Raw genomic sequence first — 24,875 nt, forward strand, 5'->3', positions numbered from 1 at the left:
GTTCGCCCAATTGCTACGACTAGAGTTTGATACACACATTTTGAGTCTCTGTAAAAAATCGCAGGGCTTCGAACCCTCCCTCTCTACCAACCCCGGATTGTTTCATTCCTCCGAAAGGAGTTCTCAGATCGCGAAGCAGCCAGCAATTGACCCATACAATACCACTTTTAATCTGATGTGAAATATTGTGTGCACGTTTCAGGTCTTGGGTCCAAACCATTGCTGCCAGGCCGTACGGCGTAGAATTGGCCATTGTCAGTACCTCTTCTTCGGTATCAAAAGGCATGATGGTAACAACAGGTCCAAATATTTCTTCCTGGTTGGTTCGACACTGGTAGTCGAGACCTTCTATGATCGTGGGTGCAATAAAATAGCCATTCCCACAATCTCCATCTACAACAACCCGATCACCACCGCAGAGCACTTTACCACCTTCTTCCTGAGCCAGTTTGATATAACCAAGCACCTTGTTCATGTGCGCCTCTGATACGACGGCACCCATTTTAGTCTGCTCATCGAGCGGGTCGCCAACCTGCATTTTTTTCACCTTCTCTACGAAGCCATTTTTAAACTTCTCGTAAATAGGGCGTTCTACAAATATTCGGGATCCACACAGGCAAATTTGCCCCTGATTGGCAAATGAAGAGCGAATAGTGGTCTTTAGCATGTCATCAAAATCACAATCGGCGAAAATGATATTTGGATTTTTTCCACCCAATTCGAGAGATAGCTTTTTAAACATAGGTGCGGCCGTAGCCGCCAGTTTCTTTCCTGTCTCAGTGCCGCCGGTAAAAGATATCAGTGGGACATCTTTATGCTCAACAATAGCCTGCCCAGCTTTGTGTCCGTACCCATGAACAATGTTCAATACACCTTTTGGAAGACCGGCCTCCACACACAATTTCGATAAAAGATAAGCTGTCATCGGAGTCACCTCTGTAGGCTTGGCCACAACCGTATTGCCGGCAGCCAAAGCGGGTGCAATTTTCCAACTGAACAGATACAAAGGTAGATTCCAGGGTGAAATACATCCAGCTACACCAACAGCAGATCGCCTGGTGTAGTTAATGGCCGTTCCCTCCATATCATGAGATTCTGCTGCAAAATGCTGAATACCGCTGGCATAAAACCGAAAGTTGGAAGAAGCTCTCGGAATATCTACTGTTCTTGCCAGAGATAGAGGCTTCCCATTGTCTATTGATTCGGCTCTAGCTAAGTCCTCCAGATTCTCATCAATCAGATCAGCAATTTTATTTAAAATATTTGCCCGGGTTTCGATCCCGCAGGAAGACCATGCAGGAAAAGCTTCCTTGGCAGCCTTTATTGCTAACTCAACATCTTCAGCGTCGCTGTCAGGAATTAATGAATAGACAATTCCAAGAGATGGGTTTACGTTCTCGATGTAGGCATGGCCAGTCGGGGCAATCAACTCTCCATTGATGTAATTTTCAATTTTTTGCATTTGGTTGTCTTGGGTTAAAGATAAGGATCAGATACAGCCAGTTCGGCCACCATCTACGGGCAGGCTTACTCCATTGATATAGCCAGCAGCTGGTGAAGCCAAAAAAGCTGCTGCTGCGGCGGTCTCTTCTGCTTTTCCAAATCTACGTGCTGGCGTCTCTTGTTTCATTGCCGCTATGACCTCTTCTTCTGACCTGCCTGTTTTAGCGGCCTTGGCCTTGACTATACCTTCGAGTCTAACGGTATCGGTGAAGCCTGGAAGCACATTGTTAACAGTGATGCCAAACTGCGCCAATTCCAATGACAAGGTCTTTGCCCAGCTGGCTACCGCTCCTCTAACAGTGTTTGACACACCGAGCCCAGGAATCGGCACATAGACGGAGGTAGAAATAATATTTATAATTCGTCCGAAGCCACTTTCTTTCATACCGGGCACCAATGCTTGTGCTAGCAAGTGGTTACACTCCAAATGTGCGGTCATGGTATCCATAAATTTACTGTACGGTTCATCTATAATTTGGCCGCCTGCAGGACCTCCGGTATTGTTGACCAAAATTTCCGGTGAGTTGTTTTCATTTAAATATTCACCTATTTTGCTTTTTAATTCAGCTGGATTACTAAAATCTGCCTGAATATATTGATGAATCTGTTTGTGATCTGTGGAGAGCACGGCATGTACCTCCTGAAGTTTGGACTTATTGCGGGCAACAAGCGTAATGCTTGCTCCCATTTGGGCTAATTCCTGCGCAATAGCCTTTCCAATTCCTTGCGTACTTCCACATACCAAGGCCGTTTTGCCTTCTAAATTTAAATTCATTTTTGTTGTCATTTGAAGCGGTAAATATAGCGATAATGCCCCTTGAGTATTTAATAAATTATACTTTTGTCCAGGAAGCAACAAGTAGTTTTGGATGAATTCACCAGTAAAAATATCAGCTATACATGCCATAATGGGTTTGCTTACTTTTGTGACCTTCCTGCAAACCGGGTGGTATATGGAAATCCATGAGATTGGTAATTTGCCAGATGCTCAACGCATGATTTACCGAGCAGGTCATATTTATTTTTTATTCAGTGGTATGCTCAATCTATCCATTGGGCTTCAATTGAAATTATCTGTTGTCAAATGGAAAAAAAACGTTCAGTACATAGGATCCACATTGCTGCTGTTTGCGCCCATCGCATTGCTGATTGGTTTCTATCATGAAGCAACCCTAGGTGAAATCGATCGCCTGTTTACTGCGTTGGGTGTATTCTCATCATTAGGTGGTACTGCACTTCATTCATTAATATTCTTATTTGGCTTTTTAAATAAAAAAGAAGAATAATACCGATTACACAGTAAGAACACCAGTTATTACAACTTTTACCATTTTGATCACAGGTATCTTACATTTGCACCATGACCATGCGACATTTTCTTTTCTTCATTAGCTTTTTATTTACCACACTCGCCTATGCGCAGGATAAGTATGCGGTAGACGTAACGAGCGAAGATTCGATAGTCAAAGCGATGTACGAATCCATATCAGGTCCGAAAGGACAACGTAGAGATTGGAATCGATTACGATACTTGATGGCTCCGGGCGCCAGATTGATACCCACCCGACCGGCGAGTGAAACGAAGAGAGTACCCTGCTATCTCACGTTGGATGATTTTATAAAACAAGGAGATCAGTGGTTGACCGACCATGGCTTTTTCGAAGAAGAAGTTTCGCGGAGAACAGAAACGTTCGGGTCCATCACTCATGTGTGGAGCACCTATCAATCCAGATGGACGCCTGAAGGTAAGCCATTTGCCAGAGGCATTAATAGCCTTCAATTGATGAATGACGGCGAACGATGGTGGATTATTAATTTGTATTGGGCGGCAGAAACTGAAGACAACTTGCTTCCAAAGAAATACTTGAAATAGTCATTCATTTAGCGATTTCTATTGATTCCAACTCATCTTACTAAGTCCTGCACTTGTTTATTCCAATAGTAATACTTCAACTTTGTATTATACCATTCGAATCAACAAAATATTACTACAGTTGTGTGCAATAGTATTTGTTAGTACCTTCATTTAGCTTTCGGCTAAAGGGATTTCCTTGAGATTTCCATTGCATCATTCTTAGAGAAAAAATTAATTATTAATGTATATCGGGTCTTCATTCCTTATGGGTAGGAAATGAGGTAGTTTATTGAATTTATTATACATTGGTACATAATTTTTAACCCAACCTAATGCACTTAGCACACACACCTTTAAGGTTCAAACAGGCTATTGTTCATCCCGCGAACAGAATTAGTCTCAATAATCAGATTCATTCATTTAACAAAGTAGTATGACTGGAAGCGTAGCACTTGATGTGGTTATTGGATTGGCATTTATGTATTTGCTCTACAGCCTATTCGCCACTATTATTATGGAAATGATTTCCAACTGGATTGGACTTAGAGCAAGCAACTTAAAGCACTCAATCAATAGAATGCTTGTAGACGATGAGTATAGCAGTAAGCATCGTTTGTTGAACAATAAGATTGTCGCTTCTCTCTGGGGTATATGGCTGATCATAACCGATAAGGTTGGTATTGATATAGAATCAGTAAAAAATCGAAAGAAGCTTTTCCTTGATTTTTATAATCAGCCCTCGATTAAATACCTCAGTCACGGAGGACTGTTTAATAAACCCTCTTACCTGACTGCGGCCAACTTTTCGAAAGCACTCCTGGACAGTCTTAAAAAAGATCAGGTAGGTACAACTCCACTCAGCAAAATTCAAAATGGAATCAGTGCTATAGCCGGCAACGAAGAGACCAAGTCTCATATTCAATCGTTGTTAGAAGATGCCAACAATGATTTGGAGAAGTTTAAAGTCCTGATTGAAAACTGGTTTGATGATACTCAGGAAAGAAGTATAGGCTGGTTTAAGCGCTACAACCAAATATGGTTGCTAATTATAGGCTTGGTAATGGCCGTATCGTTCGATGCAAGTACTTTGAAAATGGCCAACAAGCTAGCTACAGACAAAGATGCAAGAGAACAAATGGTCCAACTGGCTTCTTCATATCTTGAAAAAACACCGAATGTATCAGATTCATCGCTACTAAAAATGTCTGATTCGGTCAGACTGGCCTTTTATAAAGAGCAAAAAAAGGAAATACAAGCTGAGATTGACCAGGCCCAAAGTGTTCTGGGTTTTGGTAACACAGAATTTGTGTGGCCCTGGTGCAAATGTTTTTGGACGACACTTTTCACCGATTTTTTGGGTTATTTCATAACAGCACTTGCAATTTCTCTGGGTGCTCCATTTTGGTTCGATCTGCTGAATAAGCTGGTAAAGCTGCGAAGTTCGGTACAGCAACCGGCAAGGACAGCTCAAGGCAGTACAAAAAATACAGGTTCAAACCAGGAGGTTTTAAACAGAGAAGGATGAAGGCAAGAGTAAAAGTGAACCTTAATGAACGTACACAAAAGCCAAGTGTAAATGCACCAAACCCTTCTTACTTTAGGGTAAATGAGGAAATTGAGATAGTTGAAATCGTCAATGGAGACACTATTGACAATAATAAAGTCTGGTATAAACTAAAAAACGGGTCTTATGTTTGGAGCGGTGGAGTCGAAGGTCTTGTAACAATAAAAGATACCAATAACACGAATAGCGACCTAATCTCCTTTGATGACTTTATGAAAGGTTTTTCAGGAGATGGCTCAGACATTGGCATAGCCTATCTCGATTCCGGGGTAAACGAAACACATCCATTTCTAAAAGATAGAATTAAGCACTATGATAGTTTTTTGGCTAACAAGTCAAAGGTAGGGTTTACCTCGCATGGAAATCGAATTGCTGGAATACTTGCATCTGATGATCCCGCAGTAAAAAGAAATAAGTCTGACTTGTACTGTTTTAGAGTAGCTGATAGCAACGATAAAGTCTACAATACAGGTGTGGTAAATGCACTGAATGAAATTGACCTCAATCTGTCTTCGAAAATTGACATAGTCAATATGAGTATCGACATAAAGTCAAGCTTTATCCCAAAGGTACAAGTAGAAATAGACAAGTTGTTTGCAAAACATGTGATCGTAATCGTATCTGCCGGAGAAAACAATTTCAGAAATAATATTTCTTTTTTAAAGAATGTAATTAATGTAGCAACTTTTGACGATTATAAAATTCCAGACATTCTGTCTAAAGGATTGGAATCTACTTACACAGTGGCCTTTCCGAACAGACCAATCTCATCTTATTCGATAGCTGGTAAAGCCTTAGATGCTACTGTCAGTCAGGATAGTGCATACTGTGCTGCGGTGAGCTCATTAGTTGCTAGAAAAATTCAGGACGGAAGTATTCCCAAAGACGCAAATCGATTGCAAAATACAGTTGCTTTCTTAGAAAGTATATCATTTGAAATCAATAACAAAACCAAAATATCCTCATTCAAACCATACAAGCCATGAAAAAAGTTTTTCTGCTAATATTTCTAACCCTCTACTCTATCGCGAGTTTTTGCCAGACTCCATACTATGATGCCCTTGCTATCAAAAGTTTTGGGACGATTAGTGAAGACGGAAAGTTTGAAATAGAATCTACCAACCAAAATGTTGTAGAATTAGGTCGGATTTTTAATAGATATTCTAGCTCAATTGGTGATTCTGAAATCGAGAAGGAAATAGACGCAAAGCTTGTTCAATTTTTTAGAGACAACCCAAATCCATTTATTGAATATAGTTCATCTGTACAAGAAGCATCCTTAGCTACAACTGCTAAATCACTTGCCTCAAGCACCATCGGATCTGTGGGTGGCCTCAATGTCACTAATCTTGCAGACGGTCTGGCCAAATTTCTTGTAGAACGTACCAAGGAAGAATTGAATATTGCCTTTTTTGAAAAATTCAGGAAAGAACTTGGCGAGCAAGACGAACTCAGAGCGATATTTCCTAAGACATATTCTTTACTTCTTGCGATTGGAGAGGATGTTTATAATTTTTCTAGCTACATCAATATGCTAAGAGAAACTTTTCAAGAAGACTTGAAAAATATCATCCCCAATTTAAGAACACTCCTTAAATCTGAGGGGCTCAGGGACTACTTCAAGATCAATCCTACTATAAAAGTGATACTAAACAATGCGCTTTTGATAGCAGAAGAATTGCAAAACGGAAAACATCCCGGTGACGTTATTACATCCCTAAAGGATGAAAATCTCAATGACAAAACCATAAGAAATTTCACCCCCAGCCTACAGTTGCTCGACCTATTTTCTCAATCTCTAAAATCGGAACAGCAGGACAGATATTGGGTATCTTCAGACTCACTTAAACTACTAATTGAAAACAAAGCAGCTTTAAGAATATATCTTGGACTTTTGTACCAGCAGAGCGCCGAGATCAATTTTGAATCGAAAGATGGCAAAACAGAAGAAGGCTTTCGAAAGATTCTAACGAACATCAATACTGCATACGCTGCCAATGAAGAGCCCATAAAAACATATCTAAAAACGCTTATTGCCAATGCGGAACAGGTTGACAGAAATTTAAAAGCTATAATAGAGTTGAATACCAGTGATGACACAAGCTCCGGATATTCAGAGCACTATGAATTTTACAATGCAAGTATTGACCTGATTGAGCATAGTTTAAAGATTCAGTCTATTCCGGCAGTAAAAAGTTTGGCCTATTTTGATGTCGCAGGTTTTACCAAATACTTTGACATAGCTCAGACTGCCGGAGATCTTTATCTGGACGTTAGAGAAAAAAATTACTTCAGTGCCATCATCAATCTAAATGTAATCCTTGAGAAAAGTATTCCCTCCTACGAAGGCGAATTAGTCGAGACAATCAAACAGACTAAAGAGCTAAGCGATAGAATTGCTAGCGTTACTGATGTACAGTCTGCCAAGGATGCTTCTGATGAAATATTTGCTTTTCTAAAACTCCAAGGAGCCCACAGAGGAAAGGAAGCAAAATTTATTGCGTTAGAGAATAGTGTTAATACCCTTGTTGCCGCCTACGACGATCCCAACAGAGAGGCAGTGAAAGAAAGCCTAACTGCGATAAGCACCTTCTTCACAGGCAAAAAAGATGATATTCCTGACGGTTTAACAAAAAAATACAAGGAGATATTACCAAAACTTCTAAAATATGGCAATCTCGCAGCCAGTATTGCCAAAGCTGAGAACTCAGATGAAGTGCAAAAAATTATTGAATCTATAGCACTACCAGCAGGCAGTTCCTCAATTAAGAGAAGGACGAAGAATAATGTATCGTTAAATGCTTATGTTGGCTTATCTCCTGGTGTATCTTATAATACTGTCACGGAAAACCTGGGATTCAATTTTGGTGTTACCGCCCCAATTGGAGTGGCCTTTTCCAAAGGACGAGACGAAACAGATGAAACCACTGGAAAACTGACTAAAAAGTCATCCATATCCTTCTTTATTTCCTTGATTGATTTAGGTGCAGTGACTACGTATAGGTTTGGTGACCCGGACACCGAAGAAATTCCTGAAATAACCTTAGCCAATATTTTCTCTCCAGGCTTTTTTGGCGTAGTAGGCGCCAAAGACAGTCCTTTTTCTTTTGGTCTTGGGGCACAAATTGGTCCTCAGCTGCAAAAGATTGATAATATAGCAACTACCTCAGAAGGAACAAATCTCGCATTTAAGTTCTTTTTTGCAGTAGATATTCCTTTGCTGAATTTTAAAACAGTAGCAAGATGAGACCTTTTCAAAATTTTGGTTTAGCATCCTTTCTATTTTTCCTCTCCTGCGACTGCGACCAGAAGACAGAAACTGCGAGCCTACCCTTACTATACAGGGAAGCCATCGAGGATGCCATAAAAATGGAACCTAGAGAATTTTATGATAGTCTTCGGACACTCAAAGGTGATTCTGTTGTGATGGTTACATGGATTTCCAGTGAGCATCTTCAAGATTATAAAGACAAATGGTCAAGTGGAAAACCTAAAGTGGTCAAAGGATTCGACATGTGGGTCACATCTGTACCCGATTTGAAAAATTTCTGTATTGAGAAGGGCTTTAATGACACGGATAGTGCCAGTACCAGATTAAAACAATTGCTGGGATTGTCCCCATCAAATAATAATCAGTATTTCATAGAGGTAAAGGCAAAGTGGGATCATGTTTACAGGGCCACTCCCAATCCAGATGCTCGTACAGTTGGGACATTTTTACCTGATGATTCGGTTACAGTTACAAAGCCTTATAAAGAAAAGTATACTAATTGGTATAATAAGACACTTGCCGGCTCTTATGAAGGAGAAGAAAAAATGCCCTGGACAAGACTTGGCTATACTTACGATTGGGGAAACCAATACTCAGATATAGGATTGAGTGAATTTGTAATCCCGGGGAAAATGGAATCAGCAAGTTTTGACGTGAAGGTTGTTGGAATCTATTCGACCGAGCAATATTGTGTGTTGACCAAAAAGGATCCAAAATAGTTATTCGCTTTCCAATTTTTTTAGCTTGGCCTTAGGTAATTTACTTCTGATCAGTTGATAAGAGCTATCGATGTGAGCTTTAAGTTCTGAATCAGGAATAAGTTTGAAATCACGAGTGTGTACCCACTTGTACCTACCCAAATATGGAGCAGATTCAAAATGACTACTGGCAATAAGTACTTCAAATTGTTCTTCGGTTGTCTTAAACGACAAGCAATCCTCCCCTGATAAACTCACCACTGCATACATTTTTTCTGCAATGCAAAAACATAAGTCATTCTCCCACTTTACACTTTCGGTAGTCCCTGGCAGGGATTTGCAATAAGTTTGGAGTTCTTCGATATTCATCTTATTCAAAGAGTATCTGACTGTTGTTAAATGCCTCTGAAGGCGCAAAACCAAAAGACTCCTTAAAGGTTTTGCTATAGTGTGCACTATCGGAGAATCCAGCCTGATGCGCTAGTTCTGTCAATGTTTTCGTCTTGTGAACCAAATCAAAAGAGGATATCAAGCGCTTCCATAGCTGCATTCTTCTATAAGAAATCCCGGTATGTTCTTTGAATAAATGCTGAAACCTACTCTCAGACAAGCACATTTCTGCTGCCATTTCTTTTAGGGGAATAAGCTCGCGAGTATGACGATCCAAATATTGCAATGAGGCAAGCACCCGCTTGTCAATATTGTGTTTGGCCAGAAGGCATCTATCTCCAAACTCTGCCATTGAATTAATACAAGCACTCAAAAACGTCTTCTCGTTTATTTCATTTTTCAATAAATCTTTGGCAAACATTCTTAAGTAACCAATCCATTCCTCATCGAATTCTCCAATTGGCTCACTTGTCAGATGCTTTCCTAAGAAATGACCGACGGCACTCGCTGGATTCAAAAGAAAAATGAGTACCGGCTGATCCTTGCTATCCAATCTATGGGAGACCTGAGGCCGAATGATTACTGAATCGGATACATATTTACTTTTCTCGCTTAGCAATTCAAACTTTTCGTATATAGAAATGGTCAGCTGAACGGCATAGTGTTGATGATTGGCATTGTCATTCACTTTACCAAAATAAATACCTGTATCTCCGGCTTTGAAGATTAAATTTTCCTGTTCGATTACTTCCAAAATCAACTTGTTTTAAACTTGACAGCCTCGAATTTATCTACTTTTTCGAACTCTTCGACAAACATGACCCAAACTTGAAATTTTAACCGTTCTCCCGAAGGCCCTTTTACTAACTCCCGATAGGTATATTCGTGTGTAAAATTGAGCTTGGCCGGAATACGCTGACTGACCATGTTCCTGGTGTCAATGTAAAGGAGTACCTTCTCAATTCTCATATGCTCGAAGGAAAGTTTGGTCAAAGCGTAAGTCACTTCTGTGGCATACCCCTTACCGGATTGAAGATGATCTATCCAATACCCAATTTCAGTCGTTCCTTTACCTCGTCTTCCAAACAAATTAGTACTTCCTACGAATTCCCCCGATGATTTCTCAAATGCGCCATAACTATACTCTTTGTTGGAATAAAAATCACCTATCCAGCTCCGAATTCGATCGCGTTTGTTCTCCAGGGGTTCTGGCTCATTCTTTGCCCAGGGGATCCAGGGCATCATAATCTCCAGGTTATCATCTAGCCGTTCCTTTAGTACTTCTGCATCTTCTGTCTGAAATGGCCTCAAAATAAGGTTCGGCGTTTCTATATAAGTAATGATATTCTTCATAAAAGGGTAGTGTAATTTCGGATCAGCAAGTAAAGAAAAATCCGATTAAGATGGGTAGGCAATATCAATAATTTCAGCTAAAGAAGTCATCCTCAAAGCTTTACACTGGGGTCATCATTTGGTAATACGTTTTCCTTTATCAAGGATGGCTTTTCGCCGTTATTTGATGCGATACATATTTATTAACACAGCTATGGAAAGGAAAAAGAAAAACCCTCATGTCACGACTTTGCTCTTCAAAGAGCAGGTTTCTAAAAAGTCAAAACTCAAACTCTACCCTTCAAAAATTACTCCATATGTACTTATAGATCCTGAAAAAGAGCTATTTCTTATAAAAGGGAAATCTAGCCCTGAGAATACTATAAAGTTCTACAACTTGGTTTTCACCGGTCTAAAAAATTATGCCTTTACAGGAATGGACAAGTTATCCGCTCACATCTGTTTGACCTATTTCAACAGTAGCACAGCTAAATGTCTATTCGATTTAATGAAAATACTCCAAAGCATTAAGGCCTACGGCTTGCAGGTGAGCATTAGCTGGTACTATGAAGATGACGATGAAGACATGCTGGAAGCTGGCCAAGATTATGAAACTGTTAGCCATATCCCATTCAATTTTGTAGAACTGGAGATGGTTGGTAGATAATTATCGAAAGTTTACCGATGGTGGTCGATGATAACATGAATATGATCGATTCTCATTCATATATTCCAAATTTAACTTTAAATTGTCCTACAAATAATAAACCTTATTTCTCATGAACAATTTAAAATCGCTGGTTATCACCACCTTGATGATCAGTACTATCCTCGTTGGGTGCAACGAGGATGAACCAGAAATTAAAATTACCAGCTTTTCCTTCGACACTGCTTCAGTGGAAGTAATAGAAGGTACTACTGTCGACCTTAATGATCATCTCACCATAGAGGGTGAAGATGCCAGTAAGGCAGAAGTAATTTTTTCATCAAACAATGAAGAAGTCGTATCTGTAGATGGGGTCATTCTCAGTGCTGTTAGCCTTGGTGAAGCGGTGATTACAGCTACGGAAACCAATACGGATATGTCTGCAACAATAGATGTAACTGTAATAGCTAATGCCGTAACTGGCGTATCGCTAGATAAAGAATCCCTTAACTTAAAAATAGGAGATACTGAACAACTTACAGCAACACCTACTCCTGAAAACGCTACCAACAAGGAATTGTCCTGGTCCGTTGAATTTCCTGCAGGCGGCAAAAGTGAAGAAACGGTGCCTACAGATATTGCTACTGTAAGTGATGCCGGACTTGTGACTGCCATTTCTCCCGGAGAGGTAATAGTAGTTGTAACAACAAAAGATGGTGGATTTACGGCCAGTACTAACGTGGCAATAACCGGAATTTCCGTTACGGGTATTTCCTTAGATGCTGAAACTGCCGATCTTGAAATAGGAGGCAACATACAACTGACTGCCACCATAGCACCCTCCGATGCCACCGAACAAGGTATAACCTGGTCTGTGAGTTTTCCTTCTTCAAGCAAAGTCAATGAAGTAACGCCAACGGATATTGCTACCGTAAGTGATGCCGGACTCGTGACGGCAGTTTCCATAGGGACGGCAGTAGTTACTGCTACTACCAAAGACGGAGCTTTCACGGCAAGCACAACTGTAACAGTATCAGGCATTTCAGTGACAGGCATTTCCCTGGACAGTGAGACCGCTGAGCTTAAAGTTGGCAGTAGCGTGCAACTGATGGCAACTATAGCACCCGCTAATGCGACCGAACAAGGTGTAACCTGGTCCGTTGATTTTCCTTCTTTGGGCAAAATCAATGAAGCAGTGCCGACAGATGTTGCTACTGTGAGTGAATCAGGATTGGTAACTGCTATTTCAGCTGGAACCGTAGTAGTAACCGCTACCTCCAATGAAGGGTCATTCACCGCCAGTGCAACTATTTCTGTTACTAATATTGCAGTAACCAGCGTTGCTGTAAGCCCTGATCCGATAGAAGTCAATGTGAATGAGTCCGTGCAATTGACAGCCACCATTGTTCCTGAAAATGCGACGGTAAAAGCCGTGACTTGGAATGTAGCTTTAGTCCAAGCTGCGGGACGCACGTCTGTTGCAGCTCCCTCAGTAGACACCTATCTTGAGATTACCCAGGATGGGTTGTTAAAAGCCAAGCAAAGATGCGACGGTTGTACATTTACAGCTACGGCTACCGCCACTGACAATCAGGTGGCAGGAGTAGTTGACGTAGCCATTAAGTATATACCTGTAACAAGCATTAAATTGAGCCCTTCCAGTCTTTTCTCCATTCATAAAGGTCTAACATATCAGATGCAATACACGATAGAGCCTTCCAATGCCACAGATCCCACCCTGTCATGGAAAATAGTCCATAGCGGTGGTGCTGATTTGTGCGGTCAATCTTCAATCGATTATGACTCTTATGCAACAGTTGATGCCAATGGACTTATCTCAGCGATTAATCCTTATTTTGATGATTGTGATTACAATTTAGTAGTGGAGGCCTCTTCTTCAGATTTGAGCTCACCGGTTGGTGTTGAGTTTGACGTAACAGTTCCAGTCACCAGTTTAACCATCAATACAGCCGCTGGCGGGCCAGTCACTGGTTCAATTGACATGCCCGACTGCTCTAGTTACCAATTAGGTGTTACCGTTAGTCCTGGCAATGCCTCTGATAAAACGGTAACCTGGAGTTCGGACAATACCGACATTCTAACTGTTGATTCGACTGGAAAACTTAGCTTGAACTACTCATCAATAACGGTACCGACCAATGCAACAGTTAAAGTAACGGTCAAGGCGAACGATGGATCTGGGGTATCTGATGTAGTTGATGTAGTAGTTACCTATAACGGGTGCTAGTTTGAATCCGGAAATAGAATATTCACTTCAACAACAATAAAAAAAGACCTGGTGCGGCCAGGTCTTTTTTAATACCAACTGATACATTAAATTTTCAGTATGAATCCGAAAATTATCGCCTTTGATGCTGACGACACACTTTGGCACAACGAGTCCTATTTTCGGGAAACCGAAAAGAAATTTTATGCACTGCTAGAAGGATATTTACCTGAGCATTCGCTCTCTAAAGAACTCTTTCGAATTGAGATGCAAAATTTAGAGCTATACGGTTATGGGATCAAGGCTTTTACTCTTTCAATGATCGAAAGTGCCATGCAAATATCCAATAACACCATCAGTTTAGAAGATATCCAAAAGATTATCAGCTACGGTAAAGAGTTGCTTCAGATGCCTGTTGAGCTCATCGACGATGCCGAGTCCGTGCTCAAAGTACTTTATGGGAAATATCGGCTGGTTTTGGCGACAAAAGGAGATTTGCTAGATCAGCACAGAAAATTGACGAAATCAGGTCTTGGAAAGTATTTTCACCACATTGAAATTATGTCAGAAAAGAAGGAGGAAAATTATGAACACCTGCTCAAGCGACTGGACATCGCAGCCGAAGAGTTCGTGATGATCGGCAACTCATTGAAATCAGATGTACTTCCCGTATTAGAAATGGGTGGCACTGCCTTTCATGTCCCCTATCATGTCACCTGGGCACATGAGCACGTTGATCGTAAAATCGAACACAATAACTTTCACTCTCTGGAAAAAATCACGGACTTGCTTGTGCATTTTTCCTAATGTCTTAGGAATCTTTAATCAACACTAATCAAACCCAGTCTGTCATCAACCGACAGCAGAAGACATTCCATCGAATTAAATTAGATAATTGCAAAATAATCCTTAAATTGTTCAATGAAGCAATCCACCATTTCTCATGAAGAAGCTAAACTCAACCCTAATGAGTGCGCTGATTATTTTTTCACTTTTAACCAGCTGCACAGAAGACGAACCACAAATTAAAATCACAAGTTTTTCTTTCAATACTGCCTCGGTTGAGGTTGTTGAAGGAACCTCTGTCAACTTAAACGACCATCTCACCATTGAGGGTGAGGACGCCGGCAAGGCAGAAGTCGTTTTTTCCTCAAGCAATGAAGAAATAGTCACTGTTGATGGGTTAACGCTCAGTGCAATAGGTGTAGGTGAAGCGGTAATTACGGCAACAGAGACCAACACGGATCAATCAGCCACCATTGAGGTAACAGTAATTGCAGCCAATGTGGCTGTTACTGGAGTATCTCTGGATCAGGAATCTATTGAACTGGTCATTGGCGGCACGCAACAGTTGACAGCCACCATTGCACCTGAAAACGCCTCAGAAAAAGGATTGATATGGTCAGTAGAATTTCCTTCAACAGGTAAAAAAAATGAAGATGACCCTACCTTAATTGCGACCGTCAGTGAAGAAGGATTGGTGACTGCCATATCACCTGGCGAAGTAAATGTAGTGGTAAAAACCAAAGATGGTGATTTCACTGCGAGTACGAATGTAGTGGTCTCAGGTATTCCTGTTACAGGGGTAACTTTAGATAGTGAAACCGCCGACCTCAAGGTAGGAGGTACACTTCAGTTGGTGGCCACGATTGTCCCCGAGAGTGCTACCGAAAAAGGACTCAGCTGGTCAGTAGACTTTCCTTCGGAGAGCAAAATCGGTGAAGTTGCACCTACGGATATTGCCACGGTCAGCGAAACAGGCTTAGTTACAGCTATCTCAGCTGGTAATATAGTGGTAACCGCAACCACTACTGATGGCAACCATACGGCAAGTGTTCATATCACTATAACTAATGTGGCTGTTACCAGCATCACCCTGGACCAATCAAATGTTTCAGTCAATATTGGAGAAACCATACAAATGTCGGCAACAATTGCTCCTGAAAACGCCACTAACAAAAACATTACCTGGGCCATGGGATTGGTTCCAGTCGACCCTTTTGGTCAGGCGAGAACTGAAATAAGTGCGCCGGTCGCTACCAATTACGCTACAATTGACGAAAATGGGCTTATTACAGGCGTAAGCGAATGTACATCCTGTGGCTTGATAGTTACAGCTACCAGTGAGGACGGATCTATCGAAGCTTTTACCAGTGTCAAGGTCCTTTACGTGCCTGTAACTAGTATCACGCTGGCCCCATCATCATTTACGGTAAACGCGGGAGAAACACAGCAAATGACACCTACCATTTTACCTGTCAATGCCAGCAATAAAAATATCTCCTGGACTATTGAAACTTCAAGTGCCAATTGCAGAACAGCAATATCCGCTCCGACTTATGCTACAGTAGACGAAAATGGGCTAGTCACTGGCCAAATCGACCCTGGATGTTATGATCTTACGGTGGTCGCTACCTCGGCCGACGGACCGACAGGTTCTACTGATTTTGATGTTGTGCAATTGGTTACTGGACTAACTATCAATACAGCGGCAGGTGGGCCAGTCACTGGGGACCTGCAGTTAAACTATTGCCTGAGTGGGACTTACCAATTGGGAATTACCGTTAGTCCTGGAAATGCGAGTAATGATACGGTAAGCTGGAGCGTAGAAGACGATAGTGTCGTCACTATCGATGGCACGGGGAAACTCACCTATAATACTGCACTGCCTGATGGAACTTACACAACACAAATAATGGCTGCGGCTAATGATGGCTCCGGTATTGCTACCACAATTACTGTGGTATTAACTAAAGACTGTGCAGGCTAACTTCTTGCAATGAAAAAAGTAACCTCTTGATGATTTGAGAAAGTAACAGAGCCACCTGCCTCTTCCTATTGAAACATCGAATTGGTCGCATAATACAGTAACAGACTTTCGAACTCAATACTATAATTAGTGATAGAAAAACATTAAATTGTACAAAACAATCCACCATTTCTCATGAAGAAGCTAAACTCAATCCTATTGAGTGCTCTGATTATTTTTTCACTTTTAACCAGCTGCACAGAAGACGAACCACAAATCAAAATCACGAGCTTTTCTTTCGATGCTGCCTCAGTTGAGGTTATTGAAGGTACCTCTGTCAATCTAAATGATCATCTCACCATTGAAGGTGAGGATGCTAGTAAGGCCGAAGTTTCATTTACATCAGATAACGAAGAAGTTGTAACTGTAGACGGAGTCACTCTCACGGCTGTTGGCGTTGGAAATGCAACGATAGAAGCCACTGAAACGAACACCAATAAGTCAGCAACCATCGCCGTGACCGTGATAGCGGCTAACATAGCAGTTACCGGAGTGTCATTAAATGAAGAATCCGTGGCGCTACAAATAGGTCAAACCTTTCAGTTGGCCGCAACCATTGCGCCAGAAGATGCCACGGAAAAAGAACTGATCTGGTCTGTTGAATTCCCGTCTGAAGGTAAAAGTAATGAAACAGTACCTTCAGATATTGCTACTGTCAGTGAAGAAGGGCTAGTGACCGCTGTGTCACCAGGAGAAGTAAACGTAGTGGTAAAAACCAAAGACGGTGATTTCACCGCAAGTACGAGTGTAGTGATTTCCGGGATTCCAGTTACTGGTGTTACACTGAACCAAAACGAAGCCAACCTCGAAGTGGGTGAAACAGTCCAACTTACTGCCACGATCGCTCCCGAGAATGCGACCGAAAAAGGGGTAACCTGGTCTGTGGCATTTCCTTCTGCCTCCAAAAACAACGAAGTTGCCCCTACAGATATAGCTACTGTTACCGAAACCGGACTAGTTACAGCTGTCTCAGCTGGTAGTGTTGTGGTAACCGTAACCACTACCGACGGTGAATTCACAGCTAGTGCTAGTATTTCCATAACCAATGTGGCGGTAACTGGTGTTGCTATTGGTACGGGGACAGGGGTAATTGAGATCAACGGAACTGAAACCATCCAATTGAATGCAACCATTACTCCGTCAAATGCCTTTAATCAGGCGGTATCGTGGTCAGTGGAATTTACAAATGTCGGCGACAATATGAGAACCAATTTCACGCTCCTTCCTGAAGACTTTGCCACAGTGGATCAGAATGGTGCAGTCACAGGCGGAAATCCATGCAACGCCTGTGTAAAAGTCGTTGCCACTGTGGTAGATGGGGACAATACTTTTACGGCATCCGCAGATATCAATATTATTAAGGTGTTGGTAACTAGTATTACCTTGGACCCTGCCTCCTTTACTATAGACCCTGATGGAACACAACAAATTACTGCAACAATTTTACCAGTAAATGCCAGTCCTAATGAGAAAAAACTTTACTGGAATGTTGCTCACGTAAATAATTTATGTGATGTACCTCCCGTATCAAATTATGCCTCAGTCGACCAAGACGGTTTGGTCACGGGCATAGCTGCGTATAGTGCCTGCGGTGGAATCAATGTCACAGCCACATCGGAGAATGGAGAAGGAAGTGTTGTAGGAACGGCCAATTTTTCGGTTAACTCAATATTAGCCACCGGAATTGAAATTTATATTGACGGGCAAACCATCACCGACAAAAAAATCAATCTTTTGAATGGAAGTAGCGTGACCTTATTAGTAAACTTTACTCCGACGACTACAAGTAATAAAACACTAACCTGGACTGTTACTGACACAAATGGAAACGCCACCATGTACCCTGCGGTATCAGTTGACGGAGGTGTAGTAACAACTTTGTTGAACGACGAGAGTAGAGTGACAGTCACCAACGAAGCATCAGGACAAACGGATTATATAGACATCAATGTTGTCGTGTTGTAAATCAAATATCAAAAAAACAAATGTGATCTGCTTGTATCTAAATTATTATTAAGTCACATATGCATCATCTATCTTCGCTATCTACTTAGATCAGATGCCGAAGAAAGACATTCAGGAAGAGCTTAAGAACTTATTAATCCTTCTCAAAAAAGAGAAAGATGCCGACCTCCAACAATACCGCCAAAAAATGGCCGGAACCTCATTAAAAGAGCGCAGAAAAAAAGGTGTTTGTTGGTATCCTATCAACCTAGAAAAAACAAAATATGACGCTGGTGAAAGACTGATAGTTAAAATTTCAAGGCCTCCGGAGCATACAGATGCTCATTTATTCCAATCAGGTAAATTGATTAGCCTGTTTTCCAACAGCGCCGGGCTTGGAGATCATGAGGATGCAGTAAATGGAGTGGTAAATTCCGTCACTAAATCGAATATGTACATTACCATGAATGTTGACAATCTACCAGATTGGCTGCATCATGGACAGCTAGGCGTTCAATTGCTGTTCGATGAAAATGCCTACAGGGAAATGGAGAAGACCCTGACTTCATTGCTCAATACCAAAGAAGATCGAATCAAAGCATTCAAAGAAATCCTGTTGGGAGACAAATCTGCTCAGTTCTCCAATCATGAAACCATTCGCGACCTCGGGATGAACAACAGTCAGAATGCTGCGCTGCACCAAATACACAATGCACAAAATTTAGCCATCATTCATGGGCCTCCAGGAACAGGCAAAACCACCACCGTGGTACAGGCCATTCTGGAAACGTTAAAATCAGAAGAGCAAATATTGGTTTGCGCCCCAAGTAATGCGGCCGTTGACTTATTAGCTGAAAAACTCGGAGAGCAGAAAGTGGAAGTACTAAGAATAGGACATCCAGCCCGGGTAACTGAAGAAATTCTCAGCAAAACGCTCGATGCAAAAATTGCCAACCATAAAGATTACAAAGACTTAAAAGCCTTGCGCAAACAAGCTGATGAATACTTTGCTATGGCCGGCAAATTCAAGCGCAGTTTCGGTCACGCTGAAAAAAAACAGCGAAAGGCGCTAAAGGATGAGGCTCGGGCCCTGAAGGTTCAGGCCGAACATCTCTCCTACTACATCGTGAATGACATCATTGGCAAATCCCAGGTTATAGCTTGTACACTGGTTGGCGCCAATAACCAGATGCTAAAAGGGATGACCTTCGAGACTGTATTCATCGATGAAGCTGCTCAAGCCTTAGAACCAGCTTCCTGGATTCCGATATTGAAATCCAATCGGGTCATTTTTGCAGGTGATCATTGCCAGCTACCGCCTACGATCAAATCTTTCGAAGCGGCAAAGGCCGGACTGGAAGTCACCCTATTTGAAAAAGCAATCCAACGCAATCAGGCGGATACCATGCTGCGGGAGCAATACCGGATGCATGAGCAAATCATGAATTTCAGCAGTCGAGCCTTCTACAAAGATCAATTGCTTGCTAATGAAACGGTGAAAAATTGGAAAGTATTCAGCGAAGACCAAACCGTTGAGTTCATTGATACCGCCGGCTGTGGTTATTTCGAGGAAGTGGATTCGGAAACCAGAAGTTCATTCAATACCGAAGAAGCAGATCTACTTTTTAAACATCTGAAAAACTATCTCTTGAGCTTAGCAACCATGGAAAAGTCTGATGAACTAGGCAGTGCAGGCATCATTTCTCCTTACAAAGCACAGGTCATTGCGATGCAGGAGCAATTGGCATCTATGGAATTTGACGAGCCAACTGCCAATAAAATTGCGGTGAATACCATAGACTCTTTTCAAGGCCAGGAACGCGATATCATCTACATTAGTCTGGTACGATCTAATGAAAATGGCGAAATTGGTTTCCTTTCTGATACACGTCGCATGAATGTGGCTCTCACTCGTGCCAGAAAGAAGCTCGTAGTGATCGGTGACAGTGCAACCATTGCTCAACATCCGTTTTACGAAGGTTTTTTAGACTACATCAACGAAATCGACGCTTATCACAGTGCTTTTGAGTGGATGGGGTAGACTTCTTTGTTATTCTTTTTTACAGTCTGAACTGCTCATGCTTTTTAGGCGTCTTTGCGAGCGAAGTGAGGCAACCTCAACCTTCTAAATGACACCCAACAGTTTGATTTCATGTCCTTGCTTGAGACTGCTTCGTCATACCTCCTCGCAGTGATGGCAATATCTTCGAATCCGTCTTTGCCGGTTGTACAAAGAATTCTCATTATTCACTATTCTAAATAAGTTTTTTTCTCTTAGCAAAGCGATTAAATTTGCGCTAGTTTTTTGAGGCTGACGGGCCAGCCGAGTTATTATCCACAAAGCAAAAATTATGGCAAATAAATATGATCTTATAGTGATCGGTAGCGGACCAGGAGGTTATGTCGCGGCGATCAGAGCATCTCAATTAGGAAAAAAAGTAGCAGTAGTAGAAAAGGCCGAAATCGGTGGTATTTGCCTCAACTGGGGATGTATCCCTACCAAAGCCCTACTCAAAAGTGCTCAAGTATTTGATTACTTGTCACACGCCCAAGATTATGGTATTACTGTAAAGGACGCAAAAGCTGATTTTAGTGGTATGGTGAAAAGAAGTCGAGGTGTGGCAGATGGTATGAGCAAAGGCATCCAGTTCCTTTTCAAGAAGAATAAGATCGATCAATTACTTGGATTCGGTAAGTTGGCTGCCAACAAAACTGTTGTAGTTACTGACGACAATGGTAAATCTGAAAACTATACAGCCGACAATATCATTGTAGCGACTGGCGGACGATCAAGAGAACTGCCAAATCTGCCTATAGACGGCAAAAAAATCATTGGCTATCGCGAAGCCATGAACTTACCTAAGCAGCCAAAGAAAATGGTAATTGTAGGTTCCGGAGCCATTGGAGTCGAGTTCGCTTACTTCTACCACTCGATCGGTACTGAGGTTACTATAGTAGAATACTTACCCAATGTCGTACCGGTAGAAGACGAAGACATTTCTAAGCAACTGGCCAGATCATTCAAGAAATCAGGTATGAAAATCATGACTGGTTCTGAGGTAACTGCAGTTGACACCAAAGGCAAAACTTGCAAGGTGACTGTGAAGACCAAGAAAGGCGAAGAGCAAATCGATTGTGATGTTGTACTCTCAGCGGTAGGTGTTTCCTCCAACATCGAAGGCATTGGCCTGGAAGATGTAGGTGTAATGACCGACAAAGGAAAAATATTGGTTGATGACTACTACAAAACTAACATCCCAGGTATTTATGCCATTGGTGATATTGTTCATGGGCCTGCACTCGCTCATGTGGCTTCAGCTGAGGCTATCATTTGTGCTGAAAAAATCTGTGGAGAGTCTCCTGAGCCTCTAGATTATGGCAACATCCCCGGTTGTACTTACTGCTCTCCTGAGATTGCTTCTGTAGGGATGACAGAAAAAGCAGCCAAAGAGGCTGGATTTGAAATCAAAGTAGGCAAATTTCCATTCTCGGCTTCCGGAAAGGCCCAAGCTGGTGGAAATTCAGAAGGTTTTGTAAAAGTGATCTTCGATGCCAAGTACGGTGAGTGGCTAGGTTGTCACCTTATCGGTGCTAACGTAACTGAAATGATCGCTGAAGCTGTAGTCGCACGTAAACTGGAAACTACAGGACACGAAATCATGAAGGCGGTTCACCCTCACCCTACCATGTCTGAGGCCATCAAAGATGCAGTGGAAGATGCGTATGGAGAAGCAGTTCACCTATAACTGGTAGAAAAATTTAGATTAGAAAAAGCTCAGTTTTCGCTGAGCTTTTTTTGTGCCTTTCCGTAAACACTCTCTTATGCTTAAAAATACTCCATTCTCAAATTGGCCTTTCCACCCCGGTAAACTTCCTTTTTTCTATGGGTGGCCCATTATTGTGCTAGGTACGATGGGAATATCAATGAGTATTCCGGGGCAGACCATGGGTGTATCCACCTTCACAGACAGCCTGATTGAGGCACTTGGGATGAGTAGAAGTGAGTTGGGATTCGCTTATATGTGTGGCACCGTTACCAGTGCATCATTTCTGACCTGGGTAGGCATCAAATACGATCAGCATGGCGTTAGACCTATCGCCATTCTTGCCTCAATCGGCATGGCCATCACCCTGGTATTTTTAAGCCAAACTGACGTTCTTCAAAGCTACTTGCCAAGGTTTTTGGAAGGCCGAATCGGTAATTTTTTTATTATGTACATCGGTTTTGCCGCACTTAGATTTACCGGTCAAGGTGCTCTGACCATGGTATCGCGAAACATGATGATGAAGTGGTTCGAAAAGCGAAGAGGTTTTGCCATGGGATTTTCAAACGTAGTTACTTCGCTCACTTTTTCGTCTGCCCCGGTCTTTTTCGAAATGCTAATTTTGGATTACGGTTGGAAAGACGCCTGGGTCATTTTATCCATCATTGCTGGCTTAGGTTTTCCTCTGATCATTTTAATTTTCTTTAGAGATGACCCTGAAAAAAGCGGCCTGAAGCCGGATGGCAATTTCAAAGAAAAGAAAACAAGAACCAACAGATTTCCAGTAGTCAAGCAGTACGACCTAAAAGAAACCATGAAAAGTTTTCCTTTTTGGGTATTTGCAATGATGCTCGCCATGCAGGCCTTTTATTGGACCGGATTTACCTTCAATATCGTATCTATATTCGAAACCAGTGGTTATTTGAGAAGTACGGCCATCTCCATTTTTTTACCCTCTTCTGTTATAGCCGTTATTGTGACGCTATCGGTAAGTAGTTTGAGTGATTATATCAAATTAAAATATTTGCTTTATGTCATGGGTATAGGGTCGATGATCGCTATCATAGGTCTGAATTTTTTAGATCAATGGAGTTGGATGATTTATGTGCTAATTACAGGAAATGGCATCATGTTAGGGTTGTATGGTGTGATGCTGTCTGTGGTGTGGCCAAGGTTTTATGGTATCCTGCACCTGGGAGCGATCTCTGGTCGGGCGATCACTTTTGTTGTATTAGGCAGTTCGGTTGGCCCCTTTGCCTTTAGTGAATCTCTGGCCCTTACCAATTCCTATGATCTGGCAGGTTGGTTTTGTTTTGTTATTTTTCTACTTCTCACGGTTGGAGGATACTGGGCTAATAACCCTCAAGAGAAGTTTAGGCAGACAGCATCTTAACCTTTTTATACTGCCTTAACCCTACCTCTACATTCCAGCCATTATACTGGCTAATTTCCCGAAATAGCAAGACTAATCTCCCAGATCAATTCTGACTCTGGCATAAGGTCATAAAGCGGGCTATATTAATGTTCGGATAAACCTTAATAAAAAAGCTTTGAATTCTCACGAACAGTCCACAACTTCAAGATTGCATGTCATCGACGCCCTCCGTGGTTTTGCCATTGTATCCATTATGCTATTGCACAACATCGAACACTTCGATGTCTACTTTACCGCACCCGGATTATCTGACTGGATGTATACCTTGGATGGATATATTTGGGATACCTTGTTCTTTCTCTTCGGTGGGAAATCCTATGCCATGTTTGCTTTGTTATTCGGGTTAACCTTTTTTATTCAATCAAACAATCAGGCCAAACGGGGCAAAAATTTCAATCCAATATTTGCCTGGAGATTGGTTCTTCTTTTTGGATTTGGCCTGGTCAACTCCGCTTTCTTTCAGGGTGATATTTTGACTATTTATGCCGCTCTTGGATTTTTGCTGATTCCGGCCTCTTATCTCGGTAATAGAATGATCTTGACCCTGGCTATATTTCTTTTTCTACAGCCCATGGAATGGCTAAACCTATCGCAAATCGTTCAGAATCCGCCTGCAGCGATAGCAGACCCTGTGTCATGGACTTATTTTGGAAAAATGAGCGAGTACATCAGTGGAGACTCGATGGTGGCTACATGGATTGGCAACCTCACAAATGGCAAAAAAGCGGTTTTGTTGTGGAACTGGGAAAATGGAAGGTTTTTCCACATTGCGTCATTGTTTTTATTCGGTATGGTCTTAGGTAGAAAAGGACTTTTTGAATGGAACGAGAAGAACAATACTTTCTGGAATCGAACACTAGTTGTATCACTCACAATCTTTATTCCCTTGTATTTAGTCAAAAATAATCTAGATGAATTGATCACGAATGACGCCATCCGACGATCTTTTGGTACGATCGAAACATCGTGGTCGAACCTTAGCTTTATGTTTGTTTTGGTATCAGGATTCGTATTACTCTTTCACTCAAAAACTGGACAAAAAATACTAAGCCTTTTTTCACCTATAGGTAAAATGAGTCTTTCGAACTATGTCTTTCAGTCGATTATTGGTTCTAGCCTCTATTATGGCTATGGATTGGGTTGGTACCAGTACACCGGAGCTACATATGGCCTGTTAATAGGCATTCTGCTTTCAATATTAATGGGATATGGATGTACCTGGTGGAGTAATAGATACAAACATGGTCCACTGGAAGGCATTTGGCATAAGCTGACCTGGATTTGGTCTCATTGAGGCCTTAAAAATGGCTGTTTCAAACCTCCTCGTCGTAACACTCCATTATTATCATTGAATACCTACTCCGTCCTCAAGACTTCCAAGCTTATTTTTTTCCATCGCGAATTATTTTATTCACTTTTGTAAGTATTATAGAGATA

21 protein-coding genes are annotated in these 24,875 nt (G+C 41.6%); 15 read left to right on the plus strand and 6 right to left on the minus strand.

Features of this window, described 5'->3' with window-relative positions:
• Positions 1 to 19: 19 nt before the first annotated feature.
• Both ABJD64_RS08250 and ABJD64_RS08255 read right to left on the minus strand, forming a co-directional pair.
• Positions 20 to 1,462: an aldehyde dehydrogenase gene (locus tag ABJD64_RS08250; protein ID WP_348180320.1), complete on the minus strand. Its 1,443-nt coding sequence runs from the start codon at positions 1,460 to 1,462 to the stop codon at positions 20 to 22.
• A 27-nt stretch (positions 1,463 to 1,489) separates the two neighbouring features.
• The gene (locus ABJD64_RS08255; protein WP_348180321.1) at positions 1,490 to 2,278 is read right to left on the minus strand and encodes an SDR family oxidoreductase; all 789 of its coding nucleotides are present in this window, start codon (positions 2,276 to 2,278) and stop codon (positions 1,490 to 1,492) included.
• Positions 2,279 to 2,372: 94 nt separating this feature from the next.
• Between ABJD64_RS08255 and ABJD64_RS08260 the strand changes: the two genes are divergently transcribed.
• The 6 genes from ABJD64_RS08260 (at position 2,373) to ABJD64_RS08285 (ending at position 8,912) form a co-directional block, all read left to right on the plus strand.
• On the plus strand, positions 2,373 to 2,789 hold the full coding sequence (locus tag ABJD64_RS08260) for a hypothetical protein (RefSeq protein WP_348180322.1): 417 nt from the start codon (positions 2,373 to 2,375) through the stop codon (positions 2,787 to 2,789).
• 80 nt (positions 2,790 to 2,869) lie between these two features.
• Positions 2,870 to 3,376, plus strand: coding sequence for a hypothetical protein (locus ABJD64_RS08265; RefSeq protein ID WP_348180323.1), 507 nt, complete (start codon positions 2,870 to 2,872; stop codon positions 3,374 to 3,376).
• Between the two features lie 415 nt (positions 3,377 to 3,791).
• On the plus strand, positions 3,792 to 4,883 hold the full coding sequence (locus ABJD64_RS08270; RefSeq protein WP_348180324.1) for a hypothetical protein: 1,092 nt from the start codon (positions 3,792 to 3,794) through the stop codon (positions 4,881 to 4,883).
• Entirely contained in the window at positions 4,880 to 5,908 is a 1,029-nt protein-coding gene (locus ABJD64_RS08275) for a S8 family serine peptidase (RefSeq protein WP_348180325.1), read from the plus strand. Before ABJD64_RS08270 ends, ABJD64_RS08275 begins: the two co-directional genes overlap by 4 nt.
• Positions 5,905 to 8,169 carry a hypothetical protein gene (locus ABJD64_RS08280; RefSeq protein WP_348180327.1) on the plus strand — a complete coding sequence of 755 codons (2,265 nt, stop codon included), beginning with the start codon at positions 5,905 to 5,907 and terminating at the stop codon, positions 8,167 to 8,169. Before ABJD64_RS08275 ends, ABJD64_RS08280 begins: the two co-directional genes overlap by 4 nt.
• Positions 8,166 to 8,912, plus strand: a complete 747-nt coding sequence (locus ABJD64_RS08285; protein WP_348180328.1) for a hypothetical protein — start codon at positions 8,166 to 8,168, stop codon at positions 8,910 to 8,912. Before ABJD64_RS08280 ends, ABJD64_RS08285 begins: the two co-directional genes overlap by 4 nt.
• On the opposite strand, the gene ABJD64_RS08290 is transcribed toward ABJD64_RS08285, so the two are convergent.
• The 3 genes from ABJD64_RS08290 to ABJD64_RS08300 are packed head-to-tail and all read right to left on the minus strand — an operon-like array spanning position 8,913 to position 10,634.
• Entirely contained in the window at positions 8,913 to 9,260 is a 348-nt protein-coding gene (locus ABJD64_RS08290; protein ID WP_348180329.1) for an MmcQ/YjbR family DNA-binding protein, read from the minus strand.
• Between the two features lies 1 nt (position 9,261).
• The gene (locus ABJD64_RS08295; protein WP_348180330.1) at positions 9,262 to 10,035 is read right to left on the minus strand and encodes a helix-turn-helix transcriptional regulator; all 774 of its coding nucleotides are present in this window, start codon (positions 10,033 to 10,035) and stop codon (positions 9,262 to 9,264) included.
• Positions 10,036 to 10,037: 2 nt separating this feature from the next.
• Positions 10,038 to 10,634 (minus strand): GNAT family N-acetyltransferase, encoded by a 597-nt coding sequence (locus ABJD64_RS08300; protein ID WP_348180331.1) that lies wholly within the window; start codon positions 10,632 to 10,634, stop codon positions 10,038 to 10,040.
• 193 nt (positions 10,635 to 10,827) lie between these two features.
• Between ABJD64_RS08300 and ABJD64_RS08305 the strand changes: the two genes are divergently transcribed.
• The 6 genes from ABJD64_RS08305 to ABJD64_RS08330 all read left to right on the plus strand — a co-directional run bounded on the left by ABJD64_RS08305 (position 10,828) and on the right by ABJD64_RS08330 (position 20,280).
• Positions 10,828 to 11,280 carry a DUF1987 domain-containing protein gene (locus ABJD64_RS08305; protein WP_348180332.1) on the plus strand — a complete coding sequence of 151 codons (453 nt, stop codon included), beginning with the start codon at positions 10,828 to 10,830 and terminating at the stop codon, positions 11,278 to 11,280.
• Between the two features lie 112 nt (positions 11,281 to 11,392).
• On the plus strand, positions 11,393 to 13,507 hold the full coding sequence (locus tag ABJD64_RS08310) for an Ig-like domain-containing protein (RefSeq protein WP_348180333.1): 2,115 nt from the start codon (positions 11,393 to 11,395) through the stop codon (positions 13,505 to 13,507).
• A gap of 99 nt (positions 13,508 to 13,606) precedes the next feature.
• Entirely contained in the window at positions 13,607 to 14,293 is a 687-nt protein-coding gene (locus tag ABJD64_RS08315; protein WP_348180334.1) for an HAD family hydrolase, read from the plus strand.
• 136 nt (positions 14,294 to 14,429) lie between these two features.
• On the plus strand, positions 14,430 to 16,256 hold the full coding sequence (locus tag ABJD64_RS08320) for an Ig-like domain-containing protein (protein WP_348180335.1): 1,827 nt from the start codon (positions 14,430 to 14,432) through the stop codon (positions 16,254 to 16,256).
• Between the two features lie 174 nt (positions 16,257 to 16,430).
• Entirely contained in the window at positions 16,431 to 18,260 is a 1,830-nt protein-coding gene (locus ABJD64_RS08325; protein WP_348180336.1) for an Ig-like domain-containing protein, read from the plus strand.
• Positions 18,261 to 18,354: 94 nt separating this feature from the next.
• On the plus strand, positions 18,355 to 20,280 hold the full coding sequence (locus ABJD64_RS08330) for an AAA domain-containing protein (RefSeq protein WP_348180337.1): 1,926 nt from the start codon (positions 18,355 to 18,357) through the stop codon (positions 20,278 to 20,280).
• A gap of 44 nt (positions 20,281 to 20,324) precedes the next feature.
• Here ABJD64_RS08330 and ABJD64_RS08335 read toward each other — a convergent pair whose 3' ends face one another.
• Positions 20,325 to 20,483 (minus strand): hypothetical protein, encoded by a 159-nt coding sequence (locus ABJD64_RS08335; protein WP_348180338.1) that lies wholly within the window; start codon positions 20,481 to 20,483, stop codon positions 20,325 to 20,327.
• 107 nt (positions 20,484 to 20,590) lie between these two features.
• Between ABJD64_RS08335 and lpdA the strand changes: the two genes are divergently transcribed.
• From lpdA to ABJD64_RS08350, 3 genes are all read left to right on the plus strand, one after another.
• Positions 20,591 to 21,985 carry a dihydrolipoyl dehydrogenase gene (lpdA, locus tag ABJD64_RS08340; RefSeq protein ID WP_348180339.1) on the plus strand — a complete coding sequence of 465 codons (1,395 nt, stop codon included), beginning with the start codon at positions 20,591 to 20,593 and terminating at the stop codon, positions 21,983 to 21,985.
• 76 nt (positions 21,986 to 22,061) lie between these two features.
• The gene (locus ABJD64_RS08345; protein ID WP_348180340.1) at positions 22,062 to 23,396 is read left to right on the plus strand and encodes an MFS transporter; all 1,335 of its coding nucleotides are present in this window, start codon (positions 22,062 to 22,064) and stop codon (positions 23,394 to 23,396) included.
• Between the two features lie 157 nt (positions 23,397 to 23,553).
• Complete coding sequence (locus ABJD64_RS08350; RefSeq protein ID WP_348180341.1) at positions 23,554 to 24,732, plus strand: DUF418 domain-containing protein; 1,179 nt, start codon at positions 23,554 to 23,556, stop codon at positions 24,730 to 24,732.
• Positions 24,733 to 24,875 lie beyond the last annotated feature (143 nt).

It is taken from the genome of Reichenbachiella sp., assembly GCF_039944555.1.
In the GTDB taxonomy this organism is placed as follows: domain Bacteria; phylum Bacteroidota; class Bacteroidia; order Cytophagales; family Cyclobacteriaceae; genus Reichenbachiella.

Bases quoted from the DNA above. Each gene is read 5' to 3' on its own strand.
- ABJD64_RS08335 (WP_348180338.1), bottom strand. From the start codon at position 20,483: ATGAGAATTCTTTGTACAACCGGCAAAGACGGATTCGAAGATATTGCC.
- ABJD64_RS08305 (WP_348180332.1), top strand. From the start codon at position 10,828: ATGGAAAGGAAAAAGAAAAACCCTCATGTCACGACTTTGCTCTTCAAA.
- ABJD64_RS08280 (WP_348180327.1), top strand. From the start codon at position 5,905: ATGAAAAAAGTTTTTCTGCTAATATTTCTAACCCTCTACTCTATCGCG.
- ABJD64_RS08345 (WP_348180340.1), top strand. From the start codon at position 22,062: ATGCTTAAAAATACTCCATTCTCAAATTGGCCTTTCCACCCCGGTAAA.
- ABJD64_RS08270 (WP_348180324.1), top strand. From the start codon at position 3,792: ATGACTGGAAGCGTAGCACTTGATGTGGTTATTGGATTGGCATTTATG.
- ABJD64_RS08260 (WP_348180322.1), top strand. From the start codon at position 2,373: ATGAATTCACCAGTAAAAATATCAGCTATACATGCCATAATGGGTTTG.
- ABJD64_RS08330 (WP_348180337.1), top strand. From the start codon at position 18,355: ATGCCGAAGAAAGACATTCAGGAAGAGCTTAAGAACTTATTAATCCTT.
- ABJD64_RS08265 (WP_348180323.1), top strand. From the start codon at position 2,870: ATGCGACATTTTCTTTTCTTCATTAGCTTTTTATTTACCACACTCGCC.
- ABJD64_RS08315 (WP_348180334.1), top strand. From the start codon at position 13,607: ATGAATCCGAAAATTATCGCCTTTGATGCTGACGACACACTTTGGCAC.
- ABJD64_RS08325 (WP_348180336.1), top strand. From the start codon at position 16,431: ATGAAGAAGCTAAACTCAATCCTATTGAGTGCTCTGATTATTTTTTCA.
- ABJD64_RS08290 (WP_348180329.1), bottom strand. From the start codon at position 9,260: ATGAATATCGAAGAACTCCAAACTTATTGCAAATCCCTGCCAGGGACT.
- ABJD64_RS08320 (WP_348180335.1), top strand. From the start codon at position 14,430: ATGAAGAAGCTAAACTCAACCCTAATGAGTGCGCTGATTATTTTTTCA.
- ABJD64_RS08285 (WP_348180328.1), top strand. From the start codon at position 8,166: ATGAGACCTTTTCAAAATTTTGGTTTAGCATCCTTTCTATTTTTCCTC.
- ABJD64_RS08310 (WP_348180333.1), top strand. From the start codon at position 11,393: ATGAACAATTTAAAATCGCTGGTTATCACCACCTTGATGATCAGTACT.
- ABJD64_RS08250 (WP_348180320.1), bottom strand. From the start codon at position 1,462: ATGCAAAAAATTGAAAATTACATCAATGGAGAGTTGATTGCCCCGACT.
- ABJD64_RS08275 (WP_348180325.1), top strand. From the start codon at position 4,880: ATGAAGGCAAGAGTAAAAGTGAACCTTAATGAACGTACACAAAAGCCA.
- lpdA (WP_348180339.1), top strand. From the start codon at position 20,591: ATGGCAAATAAATATGATCTTATAGTGATCGGTAGCGGACCAGGAGGT.
- ABJD64_RS08300 (WP_348180331.1), bottom strand. From the start codon at position 10,634: ATGAAGAATATCATTACTTATATAGAAACGCCGAACCTTATTTTGAGG.
- ABJD64_RS08255 (WP_348180321.1), bottom strand. From the start codon at position 2,278: ATGAATTTAAATTTAGAAGGCAAAACGGCCTTGGTATGTGGAAGTACG.